Raw genomic sequence first — 18733 nt, 5'->3', positions numbered from 1 at the left:
CCCGATATTGGTGATTTCACCCCACGCTAACAAAATACAAGGCGAAAAACCCAGAATGAGTCAAATAAAATCACTATTCGCCTCATTTTGTGAGTAGAATAGAGCAGTTATTTGACTCACGGGTGACGCAAATGTGGATATGGGAACAACCGAACTGGCCTGCATTTCATTGGAACACCGATACTATTGCACCATTACTGCGAGATGTGCATTTCAATCAGGGACTGTTATTAGGCAAATCTGATTATGAAGACACCAAGCAGGCAACGCTTGATAGCCTTCTATCTAACATACTCTATTCAAGTGAAATTGAAGGAGAAAGACTGAATGCAGCTTCAATACGTTCATCATTGGCAAACAGATTAGGTATTACGGAAGAAAAACCTTATCCAATCGTAGAGAAGAGTGACGGCATTACAGAGGTCGCCCTTGATGTGATAGAAAATAGCCACTCCGATTTAACCCTTGAACGCATACTCAAGTGGCATCAGTTGATATTCCCCGAAGGCTATACCATGTTCAATCCGATACAAGGAGGAAAATTACGCGAAGGGATGATAGAAGTGGTATCCGGTCGTTTAGATAAGCCAACTGTTCACCTTGAAGCACCACCGCCAGAAAGAGTAGTCGACGAAATACCCCAATTTATAACGTGGTTCAATCAATCCCGAACAGATACTTGTCTCGATCCCATTATTAGAGCAGCAATTGTCCATTTATGGTTTGTAACAATCCATCCTTTAGAAGACGGAAACGGGCGCATTACCCGATTTTTAACAGACCTTGCACTTGCTCAAGCCGAAAACCGCTCAATTCGTTTCTATGCAATGTCGGTAAGTATTTGTCATCATCGTAAAGCGTATTACGAAATCCTTGAAAGTACTCAGCGTGGCGGCTTGGATATTACTGATTGGTTGGTTTGGTTTCTGAAAATACTGAATGAGACCTTAACAAATAAATTGAAAGAAATTAATCAGGTTGTGCAAAAAGCTAAATTTTGGCGCCGGATAGACCAGACTCAACTTACCGCAGAGCAAACCAAGGTGCTAAACCGTATGCTGGACGGCAATTTTGAGCAAGGCATTAGTAGCAGCCAATATCAAAAAGTGGCGAAGGTAAGTCGTGCCACTGCGACCAGACACCTGGCACATTTGGTTGAGCTAGGTTGTTTAGAAAGTACTGGCGCGGGTGGTCGTAGCACTCGTTACCTTATTAATCACGAATATTGAATTATAGTGGTGAACAGTACACAATCAACCTGCCGCCCTGAGAAGCCCTCTCTTGGATAAAATGCCAGTGATGACCTTAGGTTTGACAATGGCCCCTTCAACCAAGGGGCCTTGCTTATTTTGATCCGAATATCAAATCAATAGCGAACCATCACGGATTTCAATTCAGTATAGTGCTCAATAAAAGCACTACCGAATTCACGGCCAATGCCTGAGGATTTGGTACCGCCAAATGGTAATGCCGGATCAAGGAATGTATGCATATTGACCCAAACGGTCCCCGCTTCGATACGCGGGATCATACGCATGGCTTTGCTGAGATCATTGGTCCACAAACTCGCCGCTAAACCAAATGGAGTGCTGTTCATCAAGCCAATCAGCTCTTCTTCATCGTTATAGCTGAGGAACGTCCCAACAGGACCAAATGTCTCTTCCTTCATCAATGAATCTTCTGGGCTGTTAGCACGAATCACCGTCGGCGCCACAAAGAAGCCCGGCCCGGCCAGAGCATGACCACCGTAAACAATCTCACTGCCTTCTTGACGCGCTTGCTCAAACAGGGACAGGATCTTGTTATAGTGCGCTTTGTTTGCCAACGGCCCCATTTCTGTTGATTCATCCAGAGGAGAGCCAATCTTCATTGCCGCGAGTCTTTCAGACAACAATTTCAGCACGTCATCCATATGGCTTGCAGGAATATAGAAACGTTCCGCCGCCGTGCCAATGATATCAATCCGCATTATTACTTCCGGCATATCTTTACGGAATTACCCAAACGTGCTCCTGAAGAAAATGTTGATGATCTGATGCCGTGGAATGTTGTGATCTCCACTAAGGAGTTATAAGAGTTCACTACTTTATAAGCGCTTACGCTGGATCAAAGCACTAGCTTCTCACTTCTGGTTTTTGAATGAAATGTTGATCATTTTCACTTCCATAGCCCAATTCAGTATATTATCCACCCTAAATTTTAAAATGAGAATTGCTGGAAAAAGGTTAATTTACTTGACCTTAAGGAGTCGAGCGTCTAATCTCGCCGCCTCTTAACAGAAATTGGTGGAGTTTTGGTTTTTGTTATGATGATAAATTTATTATGAATCATAAAGATAGAAAAAATAATGACTAATTATGGGCACTCTGGGAGCCGCAACCTAGTGCGGTAGCTTTAATTAAATACTGCCTAAATATATTCGATAAAACTTCCTTTCTAAATTTCGGTATCAAATCAATCCAAGAACTCACTGAAAAATCAAAAATGAAAATATTAGTTACTGGTGGAACAGGTTTCACTGGCTTTACATTAATTCAGCACATTATCAAAAATACTAGCGATAGCGTCATTAACGTCGATAAATTCACTTACGTAAGCAACTTAGAATCACTTATCGAGGTTAGCAATCACACTCGTTACTCTTTTGAAAACGCAGATATCTGTCATCATGATACGATTGATAGTATCTTAGCAAAGTATCAACCTGATGCGATTATGCATTTAGCTGCTGAAAGCCATATAGATCGCTCAATCAATAGCCAAAGTGATTTCATTCAAACCAATATTATTAGTACGTATACTCTGCTAGAAGCCGCTAAAAATTATTGGCGACAACTTGTAGAAGATAAAAAAGCGGCTTTATTTTTCACCATATTTCAACTGATGAAGTATATGGTGATTTAACTCACCCAGATCAATTCCCAAAGAATTATCCCCTTCCTTTATTTACCGAAAAAACCACTTATGCTCCAAGTAGCCTATATTCGGCATCAAAAGCATCCAGCGACCATGTAGATTAGAGCATGGCATAGGACTTATAGATTACCAACGATAATCACTAATCGTTCTAACAATTATGAACCTTATCATTTTCCAGAAAAATTAGGAGATGTTGACGTTTTGTGCAGGAAATTTGAGTAGCATGATAATTTGGTATAATCACTTTCTTCAAACACTGTAGAAGCATAGTTATTTCGGACATCTCTAGTAACCATTTACCAATCATCTATTGACTAGCCAGAAGTCAGATTAAATACATCCGGGTACGATTGTTTTTGTGTCACAGCCGTGACGATATCAATAATAACATGCAGGGCAGATAATCTCCGTTTCCTACAAGTTTCCACAACCAACAGCAGCTGGGAGCAGTATCGCTCTCCACGATGAGAACTCATTCCAAAGCAAATTTTCCGCATGATCACACTGCCACATAAACAACGCTCAGCCTCATTTGTTGGTCAACGGTACATCGTGATGATTAAGAAATACCCATAAGCCGGTTTCGTGTTTGAGAAGATAGGTATACCTGCCTGAATATCGTGATGTCGGTCCATATTCACTTTTTTCAGCCACACCACCAAACTTTTCCTCAGCCTTGCCATCCGGCTGTACCAGTGGAATCCGTCGCCACTGTAATCAGCCATCTGTTGCAGATTGCGGGTGACATAGGCCCAGCAGAACTGATGCAAGGAAGGCTCCAACCAGTCATAGATAGCACACTGAGCGGTGATGATAACACACAGACTTGCTTCTCCCGGCAGGGACTTAGCGGTTTCTGCATTACAGTAGGCGCGGATTTTCTGATAAACCGTATTACTTCCATTAAGCAACCAAACCCAACAGGTCGCCGCTTCTCCGTTACGTTGGTGGAGTATTTCATCAATATGGATAACTGCGGATTGTTTTACGTGATCCCCCAATACCTGATGTAATGGCCTCAGCATCGTACTGACCCTCCCTTGTGCTTCGGAGATAGGCTCCGTTGAGAAGTATGAGCTATAACTCTCCCGGAGTAAGCGATGTATCTTACTGATGCTCAGATGATACTGCCCCGATAAGACAGCAATGTGGCTCATCAAACGTGCCTCCATTGCCCTGAAGGGGCATCGGTTGGAAGCGCTGCCAGTGTACAGTGATGACGACGCTGGCACTGGCCGTGGAACAGCTGATATTCCGTGATAACCAGCGCAATTTTAGGCAGTTCGAAAACCTGAAGCTGGTGAATTGTTACCGAAATGTCGGCTATATTATTATTTAACTTAAATTGGCTAAAAGATTATAAAATGCACACTGGAAAAATTATCAAAATATTATTATATTCAACTTTGATCTTTTCTCAGAAAACCTTGGCAATATCTGGGAATATTAGTCCCTTAGAACAAAATATTATTAATCAAAAACAAAAGGATATATTACAAGAAATACAAAAACAAGAAAATTTAGGAAATAATATAGATATTATTCATAATGATGAATTTCCATCTGAATCTAATCATAATATTGATCCATCTTGTCACTTTGTTAATAATATTCAGTTTAAAGATTCTTTCTACCTATCTAAATCAGAAAAAATTTCCTTAGTAAAATCTTACATGCCTAAATGCCTATCAATTAAAGATATTAACTTGTTAACTAAGAAGATATCTAATTATTACATAGAAAAAGGGTATATTACCTCTAGAGCATTGATAAAACCACAAGATTTATCTCAAGGCATTTTAATTATTGATATTCTTAAAGGAAAAATAAATTCAATAACAATAGAAGGTGAAGGTTACCCAAATACTCTAAAATTAGCTTTTCCTAATATGATAGGAAAATCTTTAAACCTTCGAGATATTGAGCAAGGTTTAGAGCAATTAAATCGTTTATCTTCTCAAAAGGTTACAATTGATATTAAACCTTCTGAAAAACCAGAATATTCAGATGTTATCCTGAAAAAAATCTCCAAGAATAAACTGAATATAGATGCAGAGCTTGAAATAGAGCTTGATAATAGTGGTCAGAAAAATACAGGAGAAAATCAATTTAATACTACTTTAAAGTTAGATAATCTTTTACATTTAGCTGATTTATGGACAACATCTATTAATAAAGATACTGATTTTAGTAATAATCATAAGAATTGGCATGTAAATTCTGAATTAAATATACCGTATGGATATTGGTTATTTAGTTATCAATATTCGAAAAATAAATCGTTTCAGAATATTAATTTAGGTTATTCTACTTTTCCTTATGAAGGTACGGGAGAAACTCATACTCTAAAAGTAAATAGAACTCTATATCGTGATGGAAAGCAAAAAGTATCTTTAAATACGAGTTTTACTCAACGTAAAACAGAAAATAGTATAGCAGATTTCAAATTTTCAGTTAGTAGCCCAACTTTGAGTACTCTAAATGTAGGTTTTAACTATAGCTCATTAGTAACGAGTGGATATTTTAGCTTTAGTCCTTCAATAACAAAAGGTTTATCTATTCTAGATGCTACAAAAGATAATTCAAATTTAAAAAACGAACCTAAAAGTCAATTTTATAAATTTAATGTTGGTACTAGTTATTATAAATTTTTAACTAATAACGTTTATTATTTAACATCTGCATATGGTCAGTATAGTCCAAGTAATCTTTATTCTATAGAAAGAATTTCACTAGGAGGACAGTATTCCATTAGAGGTTTCAAAGAGAAGAATATTGCTGGAAATATAGGAGGATACTGGCGTAATGAGATTAACTGGCAAGTAACTAAATTACCAGTATTAGGTGATATTTCTTTGAAAAGCTCACTAGATACTGGTTGGATTAAGAACGAAAAAAATAGAATTTCAGAAGGAGGTAATTTAACTGGAATATCTTTAGGCGTATCTTTAAATAATACAGTCGGTGATCATTCATTGATTGTAGGAAAACCGTTAAACTATCCAGAACATCTTAAACCAGATAATTTTGTTGTTTATTGGTCAACTTCTTTTAATTTCTAAGTAATTTATGTTTTATATTGTTTAATTAAAAAAACAAGATTAAATTTATGCAAGGAAAATTGAAATGAACAGGTTTGATAATTCAGATAAACCATTCACACTTAGTCCTATAACAAAAGGCATAACCTATTCTCTTATTTATCTAACAGCTATATATCCAGTACATTCGGCAATTGCAACCCCTATTACTAATATAGTTGCTCCAAATGCTTCTGGTATATCTCATAACACCTATGATAATTTTGATATATATGCTGAAGGCAGAGTATTAAACAACTCAACAAAAGATATAGTTTCTCAATTAGCTGGTCAGATAGGTAAAAATCCTAATTTAAGGGATAAGTCTGCAAAACTTATTATTAATGAAGTAACTGGTGGTAATCGATCTAACCTTTCAGGACAATTAGAAATAGCTGGCGATAAAGCGAGTGTTTTAATAGCTAACCCAAATGGTATTACCTGTGATGGTTGTGGTTTTATTAACACAGCTTCAGCTATGTTAACTACGGGTAAACCAAAATTCGATGAAAAAGGGGCACTAGAATTCTTAAGTTTAACAAAAGGTCAAATCATAATAGGAAATAATGGATTAAATGCTCAAGGAACAGACTCTATTGATATTATCAGTAGAGCTCTTGAATTAAATGGAAAGATTCAGGCTAATAACCTCAACATAACACAAGGTACTAATAGAATTAATTACAAAGAGGGTACTATAACTAGTAACATAGCAGGAGAAGGACAAGCACCCCAAGTATCTATTGACACTAAAGCTCTTGGAGGTATGTATGCTAATAAAATTCACTTAGTGTCAACAGAAAACGGTGTAGGTGTTAATTTAGCAAATCTAGAAAGTACGCAAGAAGATATTACTTTGAGTTCTAATGGAAAAATAGCACTTGCTAGTGTTAAAGCTAAAACTGATTTAAATGTAACAGCTCAAGAAATTAATATTAAACCTAATAATCAAGTTCAAGCTCAACGAGATATTCTTTTAACAGGAGATAAAATAACTAATGCCGGTGGTATAATTACTGGTCAGGATATGAGAATATATGGAAATAAGATTAGCAATATTGGTACCAAAGCTATTTTCCAAGCTAACAATAATATGTGGATTCAAAAAAATGATCAAGGAGATAAAAGTAATCTTGTTGAAAATAAATCAGGAACTATAAAAACTAATAATGGAGACTTAGTTGTTAGAACTAAGCAGTTAAATAATATACCTAATTATTATTTTACTAAGAGAAAATTAACACAGAAAGAGTTAGATAGGAAAAAGCAATTAGAGGAAGAAGAACAGCGAAAAGTAGATTACTGTAAAACAAATCCTTATGATATCAGTACTTGTATGTTTGCTGGTTCTAATGCATTTAACTCAATTTTTGATCATTGGGAAGAGCGACCAATAGAATCGGGTAGGGTACTGATAGATTTAAAACCTTCAGATATCGCGTCTGGAAATAATATCTACATTAATAGCGATAATTTAATTAATGATAGTAGTAATATATCTGCAGAAAAAGATATATTTCTAACTGGTAAAGAACTTAAAACTGTCAGATATCTTAATTCTATAGCGACTGACAATAGTGGTCTTAATGCATTAAGAACAAATCCTCCATTTTATTCCACATCGACATCAGCTACAATACCTGCATCAACCTATATATATTATACTAAAGGCATTGATTCTCATGATCAGAGAAATCATAAAACTATAGATTGGTATAACTGGAATAATAATGATATTATTTTAATAGAGGAAGCAGACGATCATAGTAATTATTTAGAAATAGTTAGAAATATTGGTAAAGAAAGTTCAGGTATACATGCAAAAGGAAATATTGTTGCTGATTTTTCCGATAAAATATATTTAAATAAAAATACAGTTGATAATTATCATAAAACATTTAACCAAGAATTTCCAGCAGTATTATCAGCTAAAAATATAGTATTAACTAGTAAGGTAAATATCAATGTTAAAGATAAAATAAAATCGATTGAAGATACCACTATTATTTCAGAAAATAATATTAACATTTTAGATACTAGTATTTATGCATTAAAAGATATTTCTATAATGGCAGTTAATAATATTAGAGGTCTATCAAGTAAGTTAATAGGAAAGAATATTAATTTGAACTCTTATAAAGGTGATATCACCTTTATAAATTCTCCAAACACTACTGACAAGTCAGTGGACTATGAAATTGATAGTTCAATGTGGGGAGATTCTTATTATTCTCCTTATGGTCAATCAGCTGAATTAAGTTCTTCAGATAACCTTAATATTAACAGTGGGTATAATTTAAAATTAAAAGATGTCATTTTTTCTAAAAATAAACATATAAATTTAACTGCGAATAATGACATTAGCATATCAGATAATATATTAAATTCAACTTGCACTGAAGAATGCAACCATTTTTCGATCAATGGTAAAATCAAATATTTCCTTTCTCCAGAAAGATCTATGAAGTCTACTGACTCTATTAATATTGCTTCCGGGGGAAATATTACATTAAAAGGGTTAACTTTATCAACCGATGGAGATATTTTCTTAAACTCTATTAAGGATATTAGTTTAATTCCTAAAAATAAGATAGGAAATAGTTATACTTACAATACTAGACTTATAAATCATGAAGGACGTCCATCAGATGTCGAATATAGCCCAACTGGATTTGCAGCAGAAGATTTTGGAACAAGAATATTTACAAAAAACGGTATAATATCTAGCGGAGGAAATATTTTCGGAAATACTGTTCAGATCAATACTAAAAATAATTTACTAATTCGATCAGGAAATAATATTAAATTAGCAGCATCTGATTATGAAAATAGAACCGGTTCAAATGCTACTAATAAATTCGAAACTACCGAAAATATTTCAATTTCTAATATTCATACAAGTGGAAATTTAACATTATTAGCTAATAATGTTATTTCTATGGTTGCTTCTAAATTATCTACTGGTGGGGATATGAATCTATCTGCTGGTGGGAGTATAGGTTTTGAAGCGACTAATGCACACACTAAGAATTTTCATATAAGTGAAAGTGGTGGTTTTTATGAAACAATTAGTGATCTTAGTAAAATAACACCAAGAACTGTTGAATTAAGTAGCAGTAAGAATTTATCTATTTTAACCGAAGGTAATATTTTATTTCAAGCTACTAAACTAATGGCTAAGGGAGCTATGAACATAGCTGCTAAAGGCGGATATTTATATGCTCAAGCTCAAGAAGATATCAGCCATTACACAACGAAAAGTAGTAGCCGTAATTGGTATGGCAAGAAAAAAACATCTACTCATGTTCATCACGAAGTACATAATAGAGTTACTGAATTTATCGCAGAGGGAGATATTAATTTATTAAGTCATGATGATAGTACTTATGAAGCTAGTAAAATTGAAACAAGTAAAAATGCCACTCTTACTAGTACTCATGGTAAGATAAATTTTAAAGCTGTTAAAGATACAATATTTGACCAAGTTATTAGCCAATCTAAAGGTTTTTTCATTAAGAATCAAGATAAAGGATATTCAAAAGAAACTTGGGTATTACCATCTGTTCATATCAGAGGTAAGTTAACTATTGAGGCAGCAGAGGGAATTACTGCAGATGTTAAAGTAAAAAATAAAGAAATCTTGCAAAACACTCTAGATATTATCGGTAATACTCCGGAAACAGCTTGGTTAAAAGAATTAAGTAAACGTCAAGATGTACATTGGAATGAAGTTCAAGACGCTTATAGTAGTTGGAATTATGAAAACAAAAGTTTGAATCCTGTAGTAAGTGCAGCTATAGCAATAGCGGTTGCGGCAGTTACTGCTGGAGCCGGTTTAACTCTTACAGCAGCAGGAAGTGCAGCTACTACAGCGGGAAATGTAGCTACTGCTGCAGGAGCCAGTGCAACTACTGCTGCAACAGTGAGCTCTGCTGCATACGGGGCAGTTCAAACTGGAATGGCAGCTTTAGCCTCAAAAGCAGCGGTATCTCTTATTAACAACGAGGGGGACTTATCTAAAACCCTTAAAGATATGGGTAACAGTAAAACTGTTAAATCAATTGCCACTTCAATGGTAATCGGAGGGGCATTATCTGGATTTGATCAAGCTATGGGTTGGACCCAAGCAAAAAATGGAGCAGCTGGGGCAGCTGGGACAAATGAAGCAAGATTACCTTTATTAAGTAACAAAGATTGGATTCAAACAGCTCAACGAGTGGCTGGTCAATCTATCATTAGCTCTAGTTTAAACACTGCTATCAATAGAGGTAGCTTCAAAGATAATTTCACTACAGCGCTGTTATCTACCACCGCTAATCAAATCCACGCAGAAGGCGCTCATCAAATAGGAAATTACTTCGATAGCAAACAATTAAATGCATTGGAGGAAGCTGGGAGAGCAATTAGTCACGCAGGCTTATCTGCTTTAGCGGCAGAGATCAGCGGCGGTGACGCCAAAGGGGCAGCAGCAGGTGCTTTAGCTACTTCTTTAGCATATGCAGCTCTAGGAAATACTTTTGAAGATCCTCTTGATGTTCAAGCTAGTGGTAAAATCATTGGTGGCGTTGCAGGAGCCTTTATTTCAAATAGCGCAGCAGGAGCTTACAGTGGAGCCGATGCTGGTGAAATAACCATAATTTACAATGGATTAGCTCATAGTCTAGCTGCTATGAAAGCACAAGATCCAGAAGCTATAAAAAACTGGGAAAAAGGTGTAAGCGAAACTTGTTCTCCAAACCCACAATTATGTCAAGAAGCGGCAAAGATTGTAGCTAAAGAAGCATCCGAATTCATTCCTGGATATAGAGATATTAAAGCATTTCACGATGCAGAAACTACAAATGATTATCTAGTAGCAACATTAGGAATTCTTCCTGCCGCAAAAGTCGTTAAGGTACTCAACAAATTATCAAAGGCAGTTGATGCCGGAGATGTTAAAACGGCTAAAAAAATTATAACTGAAGCTAAAACTGAAGCAGTTTCAGTAAAATATTTTGGTCAAGATAGAAAATATTGGAAAGATGAACCAATAAGTTTTGAGCATGGTAATGTTAAAAATAAAGTTTATCAACGGAATGATTTATTTGATCCTCATGCAAAAGACCCAAAAGGAAGAACCAATATTGAAAGAATGAAAACAGTGGGGTTAGCTCCTGTAGGTGCCGATGGCAAATCTATAACACTTCATCATATGACTCAAAAACACACTGGTCCTATAGCAGAAATCAATCAAGAATTTCATTCAAAAAATACTAAAGTTATACATGTAAATACCAATAAAATTCCATCGGGTATTGATCGTAATAAGTTTAATAAATGGAAACGTGAATATTGGAAAGAAAGAGCTAAAGAGTTTGAAGATAAAAAATAATCAGTTACCATATTGACTTTATAACTGATTTAGTTTAGAAAATATGGCTGTTAGAACAGCCATATTTTTAATCATATATTTATCAAAATCATTATAATTTAGAGGTAGGCTATGAGTATCGAGTTTGTAAAAAAAGCAATTTCATTGATTAATGAAAATCAAGATATAGCTGATTTTGAAGGTATTGAAGATAATTCATTAATTGATCTAGCAGAAGAAACTCTCAGTTTAAAATTTCCTGATAGTTATAGATTCTTTCTTAAAAATTTAGGGTGTGGAGATATAGCAGGAGAAGAATTTTATGGTATAATTAACGGAAATTTTAATGTTTTAAGTGTTCCAAATGCTATTTGGTTAACCTTATCAGAGCGAAAAGAGTCTAATTTACCAGATAATTACGTGGTTATATATTCGACAGGAGATGGAGATTATATGGTTTTAGATTGCAATAAGAATAAAAAAGGGTTAAATGAAGTTAAATTATGGTCTCCTGGGGTTGAAGAAGAATTCACATTCATTCCTTGTTTTAACGATTTTGGTGATTTTTTCTATGAAACAATTTCTAATGCATTAGATTAAATTCTACCTGATTACCATCGTAACCTTAGCTAGTTTTAGTAAGCGCTCAAACATTTTTCTAAGATTAAAGTGCCAATTAAATCTAAAACAGAATTCTCCAAGATAACGAGGTAAATGCTTTTTGCTGATTACATGAACCGAAGCTGAACTCAACTAAAAAGTGCAACACGTCTCCCCTTATGGACTTCCAATGGCGTTAGTCCATATTAGTACCTTTCTAGGTTTCAAATTAAGCTGAAATTCCAGGTCACAGATCTCCTCATGAGTTAAGTCACCAAAGTCAATTCCTCCAGCCAATGACGACGTATTAATCCATTAGTGTTTTCGTTGGCTCCTCTCTGACAGCTGGCATATTGACACGAAAAATATATTTTCGCGTCAATATGTTGACTAACTTCTTCGTGCTCAAAAAATTCGCCATCGTAATAAAGCAATCAACAATCATTTCCATCAAACTATTAAGTAATATTACTTCACATTGAGAAAAAATAAATGTTCAGACACAACCTGATTTAGATACCGGATTTATTTCACTGGATACTGCGAAAAAATCACATGATACCTTAATACGTTTTGAGAATGGGCGAAAATTTATAGCAAGATAACAAATGACCTTAATAGCTACCCCCTTATGTCAGAATAGTTATCACTACTAAAAAACTGAGAGATCTCTGACTTCGACTGACGAATCATCCTTAACCTCCTTATTTTATTTAGTGACGAAGATATAGTTTTTCTTTTACGAAGCATTTTAGTGCAATAGGGAAAAGCTAATCGCAATGATTTCCACAACAATACTTCATATTTGATATTAAATAATATTGTCCAAAAACCAAAGGTGAGTTCTGCTATTATTTTATTGACATCATCAGATCTGATTCTGTTCTTTACATTAATGATTTCAGCATAAAGATATTTGAAGATGGGATCGCCTTTCCAACTTTCATACCAATCACAGCGTTGATAAAACTTCTGTAAACTATAATTCAAACTATTTCTTAAACTTATTTCTATAACAGAAAAGACTGGGATAAAATATTCAGATAATTTTATATTTAAAATATAACACTGGGTTGCTTGATATTTATCACCTTGCGATTCTTGTAAATAACGAGCTAACCTTGCTGTAGAGAAATATAATTGTAGCTTTTCCCACTCCATAATTCATCCGGCCTTTTCCTTATTGAGTTCTGGTAGTGGGTAGTCTATAATTAATTCGCTGCCCTGAGAAGCCCTCTCTTGGATAAAATGCCAGTGATGACCTTAGGTTTGACAATGGCCCCTTCAATCAAGGGGCCTTGCTTATTTTAATCCGAATATAAAATCAATAACGCACCATCACGGATTTCAATTCAGTATAGTGCTCAATAAAGGCGCTACCGAATTCACGGCCAATACCTGAGGATTTGGTGCCGCCAAATGGTAATGCCGGATCGAGGAATGTATGCATATTGACCCAAACGGTCCCCGCTTCGATACGCGGGATCATGCGCATGGCTTTGCTGAGATCATTGGTCCACAAACTCGCCGCTAAACCAAATGGAGTGCTGTTCATCAAGCCAATCAGCTCTTCTTCATCGTTATAGCTGAGGAACGTTCCAACAGGGCCAAATGTCTCTTCCTTCATCAATGAATCTTCCGGGCTGTTAGCACGAATCACCGTCGGCGCCACAAAGAAGCCCGGCCCGGCCAGAGCATGACCACCGTAAACAATCTCACTGCCTTCTTGACGCGCTTGCTCAAACAGGGACAGGATCTTGTTATAGTGCGCTTTGTTTGCCAACGGCCCCATTTCTGTTGATTCATCCAGAGGAGAGCCAATCTTCATTGCCGCGAGTCTTTCAGACAACAATTTCAGCACGTCATCCATATGGCTTGCAGGAATATAGAAACGTTCCGCCGCCGCACAAATCTGCCCTTGATTGAGATAACCGGCCTCTAAAACACCATCGACAATTTTTTCAACCGACATATCCGCTAAAAACGCCGCGCCGTTCTTGCCGCCCAATTCCAGCGTGGCACGAGTCAATCTCTGTTCCATTGCTGATTTACCAACAGCAATACCCGTTGGCACTGAACCTGTGAAAGTCACCTTGGCACATAACGGATGACCTATCAGCGCAGGACCAAGCACCGAACCTGAACCATTAATCACATTAATGACACCATCAGGAATACCCGCTTCCTTGGCTAATTCAGCCACTCTGAGCATGGTCAACGGGGTGTATTCACTGGGTTTCAATACAATGGTACAGCCACACGTCAGTGCAGCCGCTATTTTCCAGATGGCAACCATGATGGAAAAATTCCACGGAATAATCCCCACCACAACACCGACCGGCTCACGACGGGTAAACGCCGTGTATTGCTCACCTTTAAAAGAGGGCAAAGAGACATTCAGGGTTTCACCGCTGATCTTACTTGACCATCCGGCAAAATAACGCAGGAATTGAGCAGAGGAATCAATTTCCAGCATGCGGGACAACTGGATAGTTTTACCGGAGCAGAGAGTTTCTAACTGCGCCAACTCTTCCCGATGCGCCAGTAATAGATCTGCCAGACGATTCAGGCAGTGACCGCGCTCCATCGGCGAAGTCTGTGCCCACACCCCATGAAATGCCGCCTGCGCCGCTTGCATAGCGGCATTGACTTCCGCTTCACTACCTTGATTAACCGTTGCAATAACTTCATCAGTCGCAGGGTTTATGACAGAAAGTGTTTCACTCCCCTGACCACTGACTGGCTGACCATTAATATAATGTCCATGATTATGCTGCAAAAAGGCCGTAACTGACTGTAATAAGTTAATATCACTCATTTTTTACCTCTAACAAACAAGTGTTTTTTAACCTTTAATACAAGACAGATAATGCTTCACAAAACGGTCAGCGGTGATTTCCCACAGTACTTCCGTTCCTTTCGGCGCAAACCAGGAATCCCCAGGGTGATATTCAATAGTTTCACCGCTCTTCACATCGGTCAATTTTACCGAACCTTCTGTCACGGTTGCGTGCTCATCAAACGGGTACACCATACTGAACTTGCCACGAGTACAAGCGAAAATACCACATGTCAGGTTATCCGTTGGTTCACCAAATATCATTGCCATACTGGCCTGCGGATCGCCTTCCAACACAGTCGCTCCCAGATTGCTTACGCTACCAATGTCCAATAATTCAGGCAGGGATTTGTTCAGTAAAAATGATTTAATCATAATGTCCTCGTTCCAAATAAAATAATTTATGAATTTTCGATGAATACTAATGATATCAATAAATTAACGACGTCCTTTCCAATATCCAGACGCTTGATGCCAAATCTTGCCCGCAGACACCATTAAATGTCGTAACTTATCTTTACCAATAATATTTACATGAGGAATTGAACTCATCAGGTCATAACGCTCAGATCCTTCGCTCATCCCTTCGGCCAATACTTTACAAACGATATGGCTTGGCGTGACCCCGAAACCGGAATAGCCCTGCACATAGAACACATTATTGTGCTGCGGCAAAGAGCCAATCTGTGGGAACAAGTTCGCACTGCAACACAACGGCCCTCCCCATGCCAGTTCAACTTTCACATCTTTCAGATAAGGGAAAACTTTCAGCATCAAGTGGCGATTCCAGGCTTTCAAATCAGATGGGATATGTTCAATGAAAGGGGTTGCACTACCGAACAAGAGACGGTTTTCTTTCGTCACACGGAAGTAATCAATAACTGGACGAATATCACTGTATGCACCGCGAATCGGGCTGATTTTCTCAATCAAATCATCGGGTAATGCCTCCGTCATTAACTGGAAGGCATAAGTGTTGACCACCTTTTTATAAATATATGGCTCAAGGCCACTATTAAGAAAGGCGTTACAGGCCCACAGCATCTTATTCGCGCGAACCGATCCCATCGCGGTACGAACCGTTACTCTGGAACCATATTCAATGTCCAGTACCTCGCTGTTCTCAAAGATTTTTACGCCCAAATCTGTCGCGGCTTTCGCCTCACCTAGCAATAGGTTTAGGGAGTGAACATGACCGCCTCCCATATGCTTCAACGCACAAGTATAAACATCAGAACCGATCACTTTTTTCACATCAGGACCGGTGTAAAGCTCAATATCTTCATCAGGAGAGACTGCCCGAAAATCTTTCAGCCAGCTATGTAATGTCTTTTCCTGTCTCTTATTCATGCCAAGATAGCTATAACCACGGCAGAGATCAGCATCAATATTATATTTTGCAATACGATCACGAATGATGCCTGCACCCAAGTTGCTGATCTGAAAGATCGTTTCGAGCCCTCTCTCGCCAATATGGCGTTTGATCACTGCCAGATCATGACCGATACCTGCCATAACCTGACCACCATTACGACCTGTACTGCCATAGCCAAGATAACGACTTTCCAAAATTGCAATCTTGGTGATACCCTTCTCAGCCAATTCAAGGGCAGTATTGATACCGGAAAATCCACCACCGATAATGACGACATCCACATCCAGATCTTCTTGTAATGTGGGAAAACGAAGATCATATTTCTTAGTCGCAGCGTAATAAGTTAATGAATCAAGATGATTGTTCATGCGATAGCCCGATTAGCATCCAACATAATCATCGGATTATCTGTAGCACAGAGTCACATCACCATGTCCCTTTAGGGATATTTGCAACACAGTTTTAACATTTGTGACTCAGGCAAAATAACGGACGGGAGGCGTCATAAACAGGCTAAAAAGCTCTGCTTGTGATCTGATTTGTAATTTTTGATAAATATTTTTCCGATGGTTTTTCACCGTCCCCGTACTGATAAAAAGTTTCTCGGCAATCTGTGGTGAGCCTTTACCTTGCAATATTAACTCCACAATCTCACATTCTCTCGGAGTCAAAGCATAACGAGTCTGAGTATCCAGATAAACCATTTCAGCAGCAGGCGCTTGCTGCGTCATTTCATCATGTAATCGCGCCACACTACGGATAATTTCCAATGCAACTTTCAGGTTTTTCCGATGCTGTTTCTGGATGAAAAATGGCTGATTTTCCTTACCGAAAAACAGGCCAAGTTGCTTTTGAGGAGAGAGTTTCAATAAAACCCCCGTTTCATCCCGCCAACCGGTCTTACGATAAAAATTCAGATAATAATCAGTATGATAAAATCCGGAAGGAACAAGTTCCCGTAAGGTAAATAGATCCGTGTCAGCCCCACTTATCAGGGCTTGATAGAAAGGGTCTTGCAGATAAGCGCCTTGTTGATAAATCTGGTTTATTACATCACTGTTTTTCTTCTCGGTTTTACTCAAACAACACGGAGCAGAACCTTGTTCAAAGGCATAAACAATAGCGTTATCAAAAGTAATAAATTGTTCCAGCCAAGTCAGTAAATTAGGATAAAATTCACGGGTTGCCACCGATTCAATCACTGCTGATAATCTATCTACATGAATATCCATTCAAGCCCTCGCAATTATTCATAAATTAATAATAAATCCGAAGCAGATATAGCCCGCCAATTCCATAGCGAAACTATATAAGAATCACACTCAAACTGGATGTACAACTTAATTATCGTTTATGTGTTAATCAAATCACAATTATGAAACATTTTACTAATTATTTATGAGAACACTCCCCCAGATCTAAGATTTTGTCACGGAATAGACGTTTTAACTGGATTATCCTCATTTCTTATATCACTTTCTCTGGCAAGGAGTAAAAATGAGCACCAAAAAAATTATTCTTGATTGCGATCCGGGACATGATGACGCCATTGCGATGTTATTAGCGCATGGCAACCCTAATATTGAGCTATTAGCCGTCACGACAGTTGTCGGTAATCAGACGCTAGATAAAGTCACTCACAATGCACTGGCGATAGCGCATATTGCCGGTATTACCGGCGTACCCTTTGCCGCAGGCTGTCATCGCCCATTAGTTCGCGATATCGAAACGGCATCGGATATTCACGGCGAATCGGGTCTGGGGGGCGTGAAGTTGCCTAAACACTCTCGAACGTTAGATCCCCGTCACGCGACTGATCTGATCATTGATACCATCATGTCTCATCCGCCAAAAACGGTGACTTTAGTCCCCGTTGGCAGCTTAACCAATATTGCTCTTGCCGTCCGTAAAGCACCAAAGATCGTTGAACGGGTAAAAGAAGTGGTATTAATGGGCGGTGGATATCACACTGCCAATAGAAGCGCAGTAGCGGAATTCAATATCAAAATCGATCCGGAAGCCGCGCATATCGTTTTCAATGAAAAATGGCCGCTGACGATGGTCGGCCTGGATCTGACGCATCAAGCACGCGCCACGCCAGAAATCATCAAAGCAATTTCACGTATTAATACCAACGTGTCTCAATTTGTCGTAGAGCTACTGGAGTACTATGGTGAAAGTTATCAGAAGAAACATGGTTTCAACAGCCCGCCAATACATGATCCTTGCGCCGTCGCCTATGTGATCGACCCTACCGTAATGACAACGCAAAAGGTACCCGTCAATATTGAACTGAATGGCGCCTTAACTGTGGGCATGACCGTAGCGGATTTCCGTCATCCAATACCAGAAGATGGCCACACCCAAGTCGCAGTCAAACTCGATCAACAGCGATTCTGGCAATTGATTATTGATGCGTTGAAAAACATCGGCGATACCTGCGATTCAGAGAGAAATAGCGACAGGTAGGAAGCAATATACCCTATAGATTTCAAGATGCATCGCGACGGCAAGGGAACGAATCCCCGGGAGCATAGATAACTATGTGACCGGGGTGAGTGAGTGCAGCC

At 37.9% G+C, this 18733-nt stretch carries 11 protein-coding genes and 4 pseudogenes; 7 read left to right on the top strand and 8 right to left on the bottom strand.

The features are described 5' to 3' along the window. Positions 1-131 precede the first annotated feature (131 nt). A complete protein-coding gene (locus B0X70_RS02900) occupies positions 132-1229 on the top strand; it encodes a Fic family protein (protein ID WP_036811704.1) in 1098 nt (365 codons plus the stop codon). 137 nt (positions 1230-1366) lie between these two features. On the opposite strand, the pseudogene B0X70_RS02895 reads toward B0X70_RS02900, so the two are convergent. Continuing rightward, positions 1367-1954 (bottom strand): annotated as a pseudogene (locus B0X70_RS02895) (aldehyde dehydrogenase family protein); the annotation flags it as partial. Between B0X70_RS02895 and B0X70_RS02890 the strand changes: the two are divergent. Further along, positions 1946-2074: pseudogene (locus B0X70_RS02890) on the top strand (transposase domain-containing protein); the annotation flags it as partial. The pseudogenes B0X70_RS02895 and B0X70_RS02890 overlap by 9 nt on opposite strands. Before the next feature lie 410 nt (positions 2075-2484). Further along, positions 2485-3105, top strand: a pseudogene (locus B0X70_RS02885) (GDP-mannose 4,6-dehydratase); the annotation flags it as partial. A gap of 353 nt (positions 3106-3458) precedes the next feature. Here B0X70_RS02885 and B0X70_RS02880 read toward each other — a convergent pair. Next, a complete protein-coding gene (locus B0X70_RS02880) occupies positions 3459-4076 on the bottom strand; it encodes an IS66 family transposase (protein WP_217470846.1) in 618 nt (205 codons plus the stop codon). Positions 4077-4283: 207 nt separating this feature from the next. Here B0X70_RS02880 and B0X70_RS02875 point away from each other — a divergent pair, with 207 nt between their 5' ends. The 3 genes from B0X70_RS02875 to B0X70_RS02865 all read left to right on the top strand — a co-directional run bounded on the left by B0X70_RS02875 (position 4284) and on the right by B0X70_RS02865 (position 11949). Next, entirely contained in the window at positions 4284-5981 is a 1698-nt protein-coding gene (locus tag B0X70_RS02875) for a ShlB/FhaC/HecB family hemolysin secretion/activation protein (protein ID WP_217470845.1), read from the top strand. Positions 5982-6045: 64 nt separating this feature from the next. Then, the gene (locus tag B0X70_RS02870) at positions 6046-11370 is read left to right on the top strand and encodes a two-partner secretion domain-containing protein (RefSeq protein WP_217470844.1); all 5325 of its coding nucleotides are present in this window, start codon (positions 6046-6048) and stop codon (positions 11368-11370) included. Positions 11371-11481: 111 nt separating this feature from the next. Next, a complete protein-coding gene (locus B0X70_RS02865; RefSeq protein ID WP_105394600.1) occupies positions 11482-11949 on the top strand; it encodes an SMI1/KNR4 family protein in 468 nt (155 codons plus the stop codon). 36 nt (positions 11950-11985) lie between these two features. On the opposite strand, the pseudogene B0X70_RS25875 reads toward B0X70_RS02865, so the two are convergent. The 6 genes and pseudogenes from B0X70_RS25875 to B0X70_RS02835 all read right to left on the bottom strand — a co-directional run. Further along, positions 11986-12084 (bottom strand): annotated as a pseudogene (locus tag B0X70_RS25875) (IS1595 family transposase); the annotation flags it as partial. A 486-nt stretch (positions 12085-12570) separates the two neighbouring features. Further along, entirely contained in the window at positions 12571-13110 is a 540-nt protein-coding gene (locus B0X70_RS02855; protein WP_217470843.1) for a hypothetical protein, read from the bottom strand. A 163-nt stretch (positions 13111-13273) separates the two neighbouring features. Further along, positions 13274-14767 carry an aldehyde dehydrogenase family protein gene (locus B0X70_RS02850; protein ID WP_217470842.1) on the bottom strand — a complete coding sequence of 498 codons (1494 nt, stop codon included), beginning with the start codon at positions 14765-14767 and terminating at the stop codon, positions 13274-13276. Positions 14768-14794: 27 nt separating this feature from the next. Then, complete coding sequence (locus B0X70_RS02845) at positions 14795-15163, bottom strand: cupin domain-containing protein (protein WP_105397566.1); 369 nt, start codon at positions 15161-15163, stop codon at positions 14795-14797. A gap of 63 nt (positions 15164-15226) precedes the next feature. Further along, on the bottom strand, positions 15227-16531 hold the full coding sequence (locus B0X70_RS02840; RefSeq protein WP_040148924.1) for an NAD(P)/FAD-dependent oxidoreductase: 1305 nt from the start codon (positions 16529-16531) through the stop codon (positions 15227-15229). A gap of 108 nt (positions 16532-16639) precedes the next feature. Continuing rightward, positions 16640-17395 (bottom strand): response regulator transcription factor, encoded by a 756-nt coding sequence (locus B0X70_RS02835; protein WP_036811698.1) that lies wholly within the window; start codon positions 17393-17395, stop codon positions 16640-16642. Positions 17396-17660: 265 nt separating this feature from the next. Between B0X70_RS02835 and uriH the strand changes: the two genes are divergently transcribed. Further along, positions 17661-18632: a uridine-preferring nucleoside hydrolase UriH gene (gene uriH / locus B0X70_RS02830; RefSeq protein WP_036811695.1), complete on the top strand. Its 972-nt coding sequence runs from the start codon at positions 17661-17663 to the stop codon at positions 18630-18632. The last annotated feature ends 101 nt before the right edge of the window (positions 18633-18733 follow it).

This window comes from Photorhabdus akhurstii (genome assembly GCF_019090985.1).
Classification (GTDB): domain Bacteria; phylum Pseudomonadota; class Gammaproteobacteria; order Enterobacterales; family Enterobacteriaceae; genus Photorhabdus; species Photorhabdus akhurstii.
This window is presented reverse-complemented; position numbering and strand designations above follow the sequence as displayed.

What these genes read in the sequence shown, in the direction of transcription:
- B0X70_RS02900 (WP_036811704.1), top strand. Translation starts at nt 132, where the DNA reads ATGTGGATATGGGAACAACCGAACTGGCCTGCATTTCATTGGAACACC.
- B0X70_RS02880 (WP_217470846.1), bottom strand. Translation starts at nt 4,076, where the DNA reads ATGAGCCACATTGCTGTCTTATCGGGGCAGTATCATCTGAGCATCAGT.
- B0X70_RS02875 (WP_217470845.1), top strand. Translation starts at nt 4,284, where the DNA reads ATGCACACTGGAAAAATTATCAAAATATTATTATATTCAACTTTGATC.
- B0X70_RS02870 (WP_217470844.1), top strand. Translation starts at nt 6,046, where the DNA reads ATGAACAGGTTTGATAATTCAGATAAACCATTCACACTTAGTCCTATA.
- B0X70_RS02865 (WP_105394600.1), top strand. Translation starts at nt 11,482, where the DNA reads ATGAGTATCGAGTTTGTAAAAAAAGCAATTTCATTGATTAATGAAAAT.
- B0X70_RS02855 (WP_217470843.1), bottom strand. Translation starts at nt 13,110, where the DNA reads ATGGAGTGGGAAAAGCTACAATTATATTTCTCTACAGCAAGGTTAGCT.
- B0X70_RS02850 (WP_217470842.1), bottom strand. Translation starts at nt 14,767, where the DNA reads ATGAGTGATATTAACTTATTACAGTCAGTTACGGCCTTTTTGCAGCAT.
- B0X70_RS02845 (WP_105397566.1), bottom strand. Translation starts at nt 15,163, where the DNA reads ATGATTAAATCATTTTTACTGAACAAATCCCTGCCTGAATTATTGGAC.
- B0X70_RS02840 (WP_040148924.1), bottom strand. Translation starts at nt 16,531, where the DNA reads ATGAACAATCATCTTGATTCATTAACTTATTACGCTGCGACTAAGAAA.
- B0X70_RS02835 (WP_036811698.1), bottom strand. Translation starts at nt 17,395, where the DNA reads ATGGATATTCATGTAGATAGATTATCAGCAGTGATTGAATCGGTGGCA.
- uriH (WP_036811695.1), top strand. Translation starts at nt 17,661, where the DNA reads ATGAGCACCAAAAAAATTATTCTTGATTGCGATCCGGGACATGATGAC.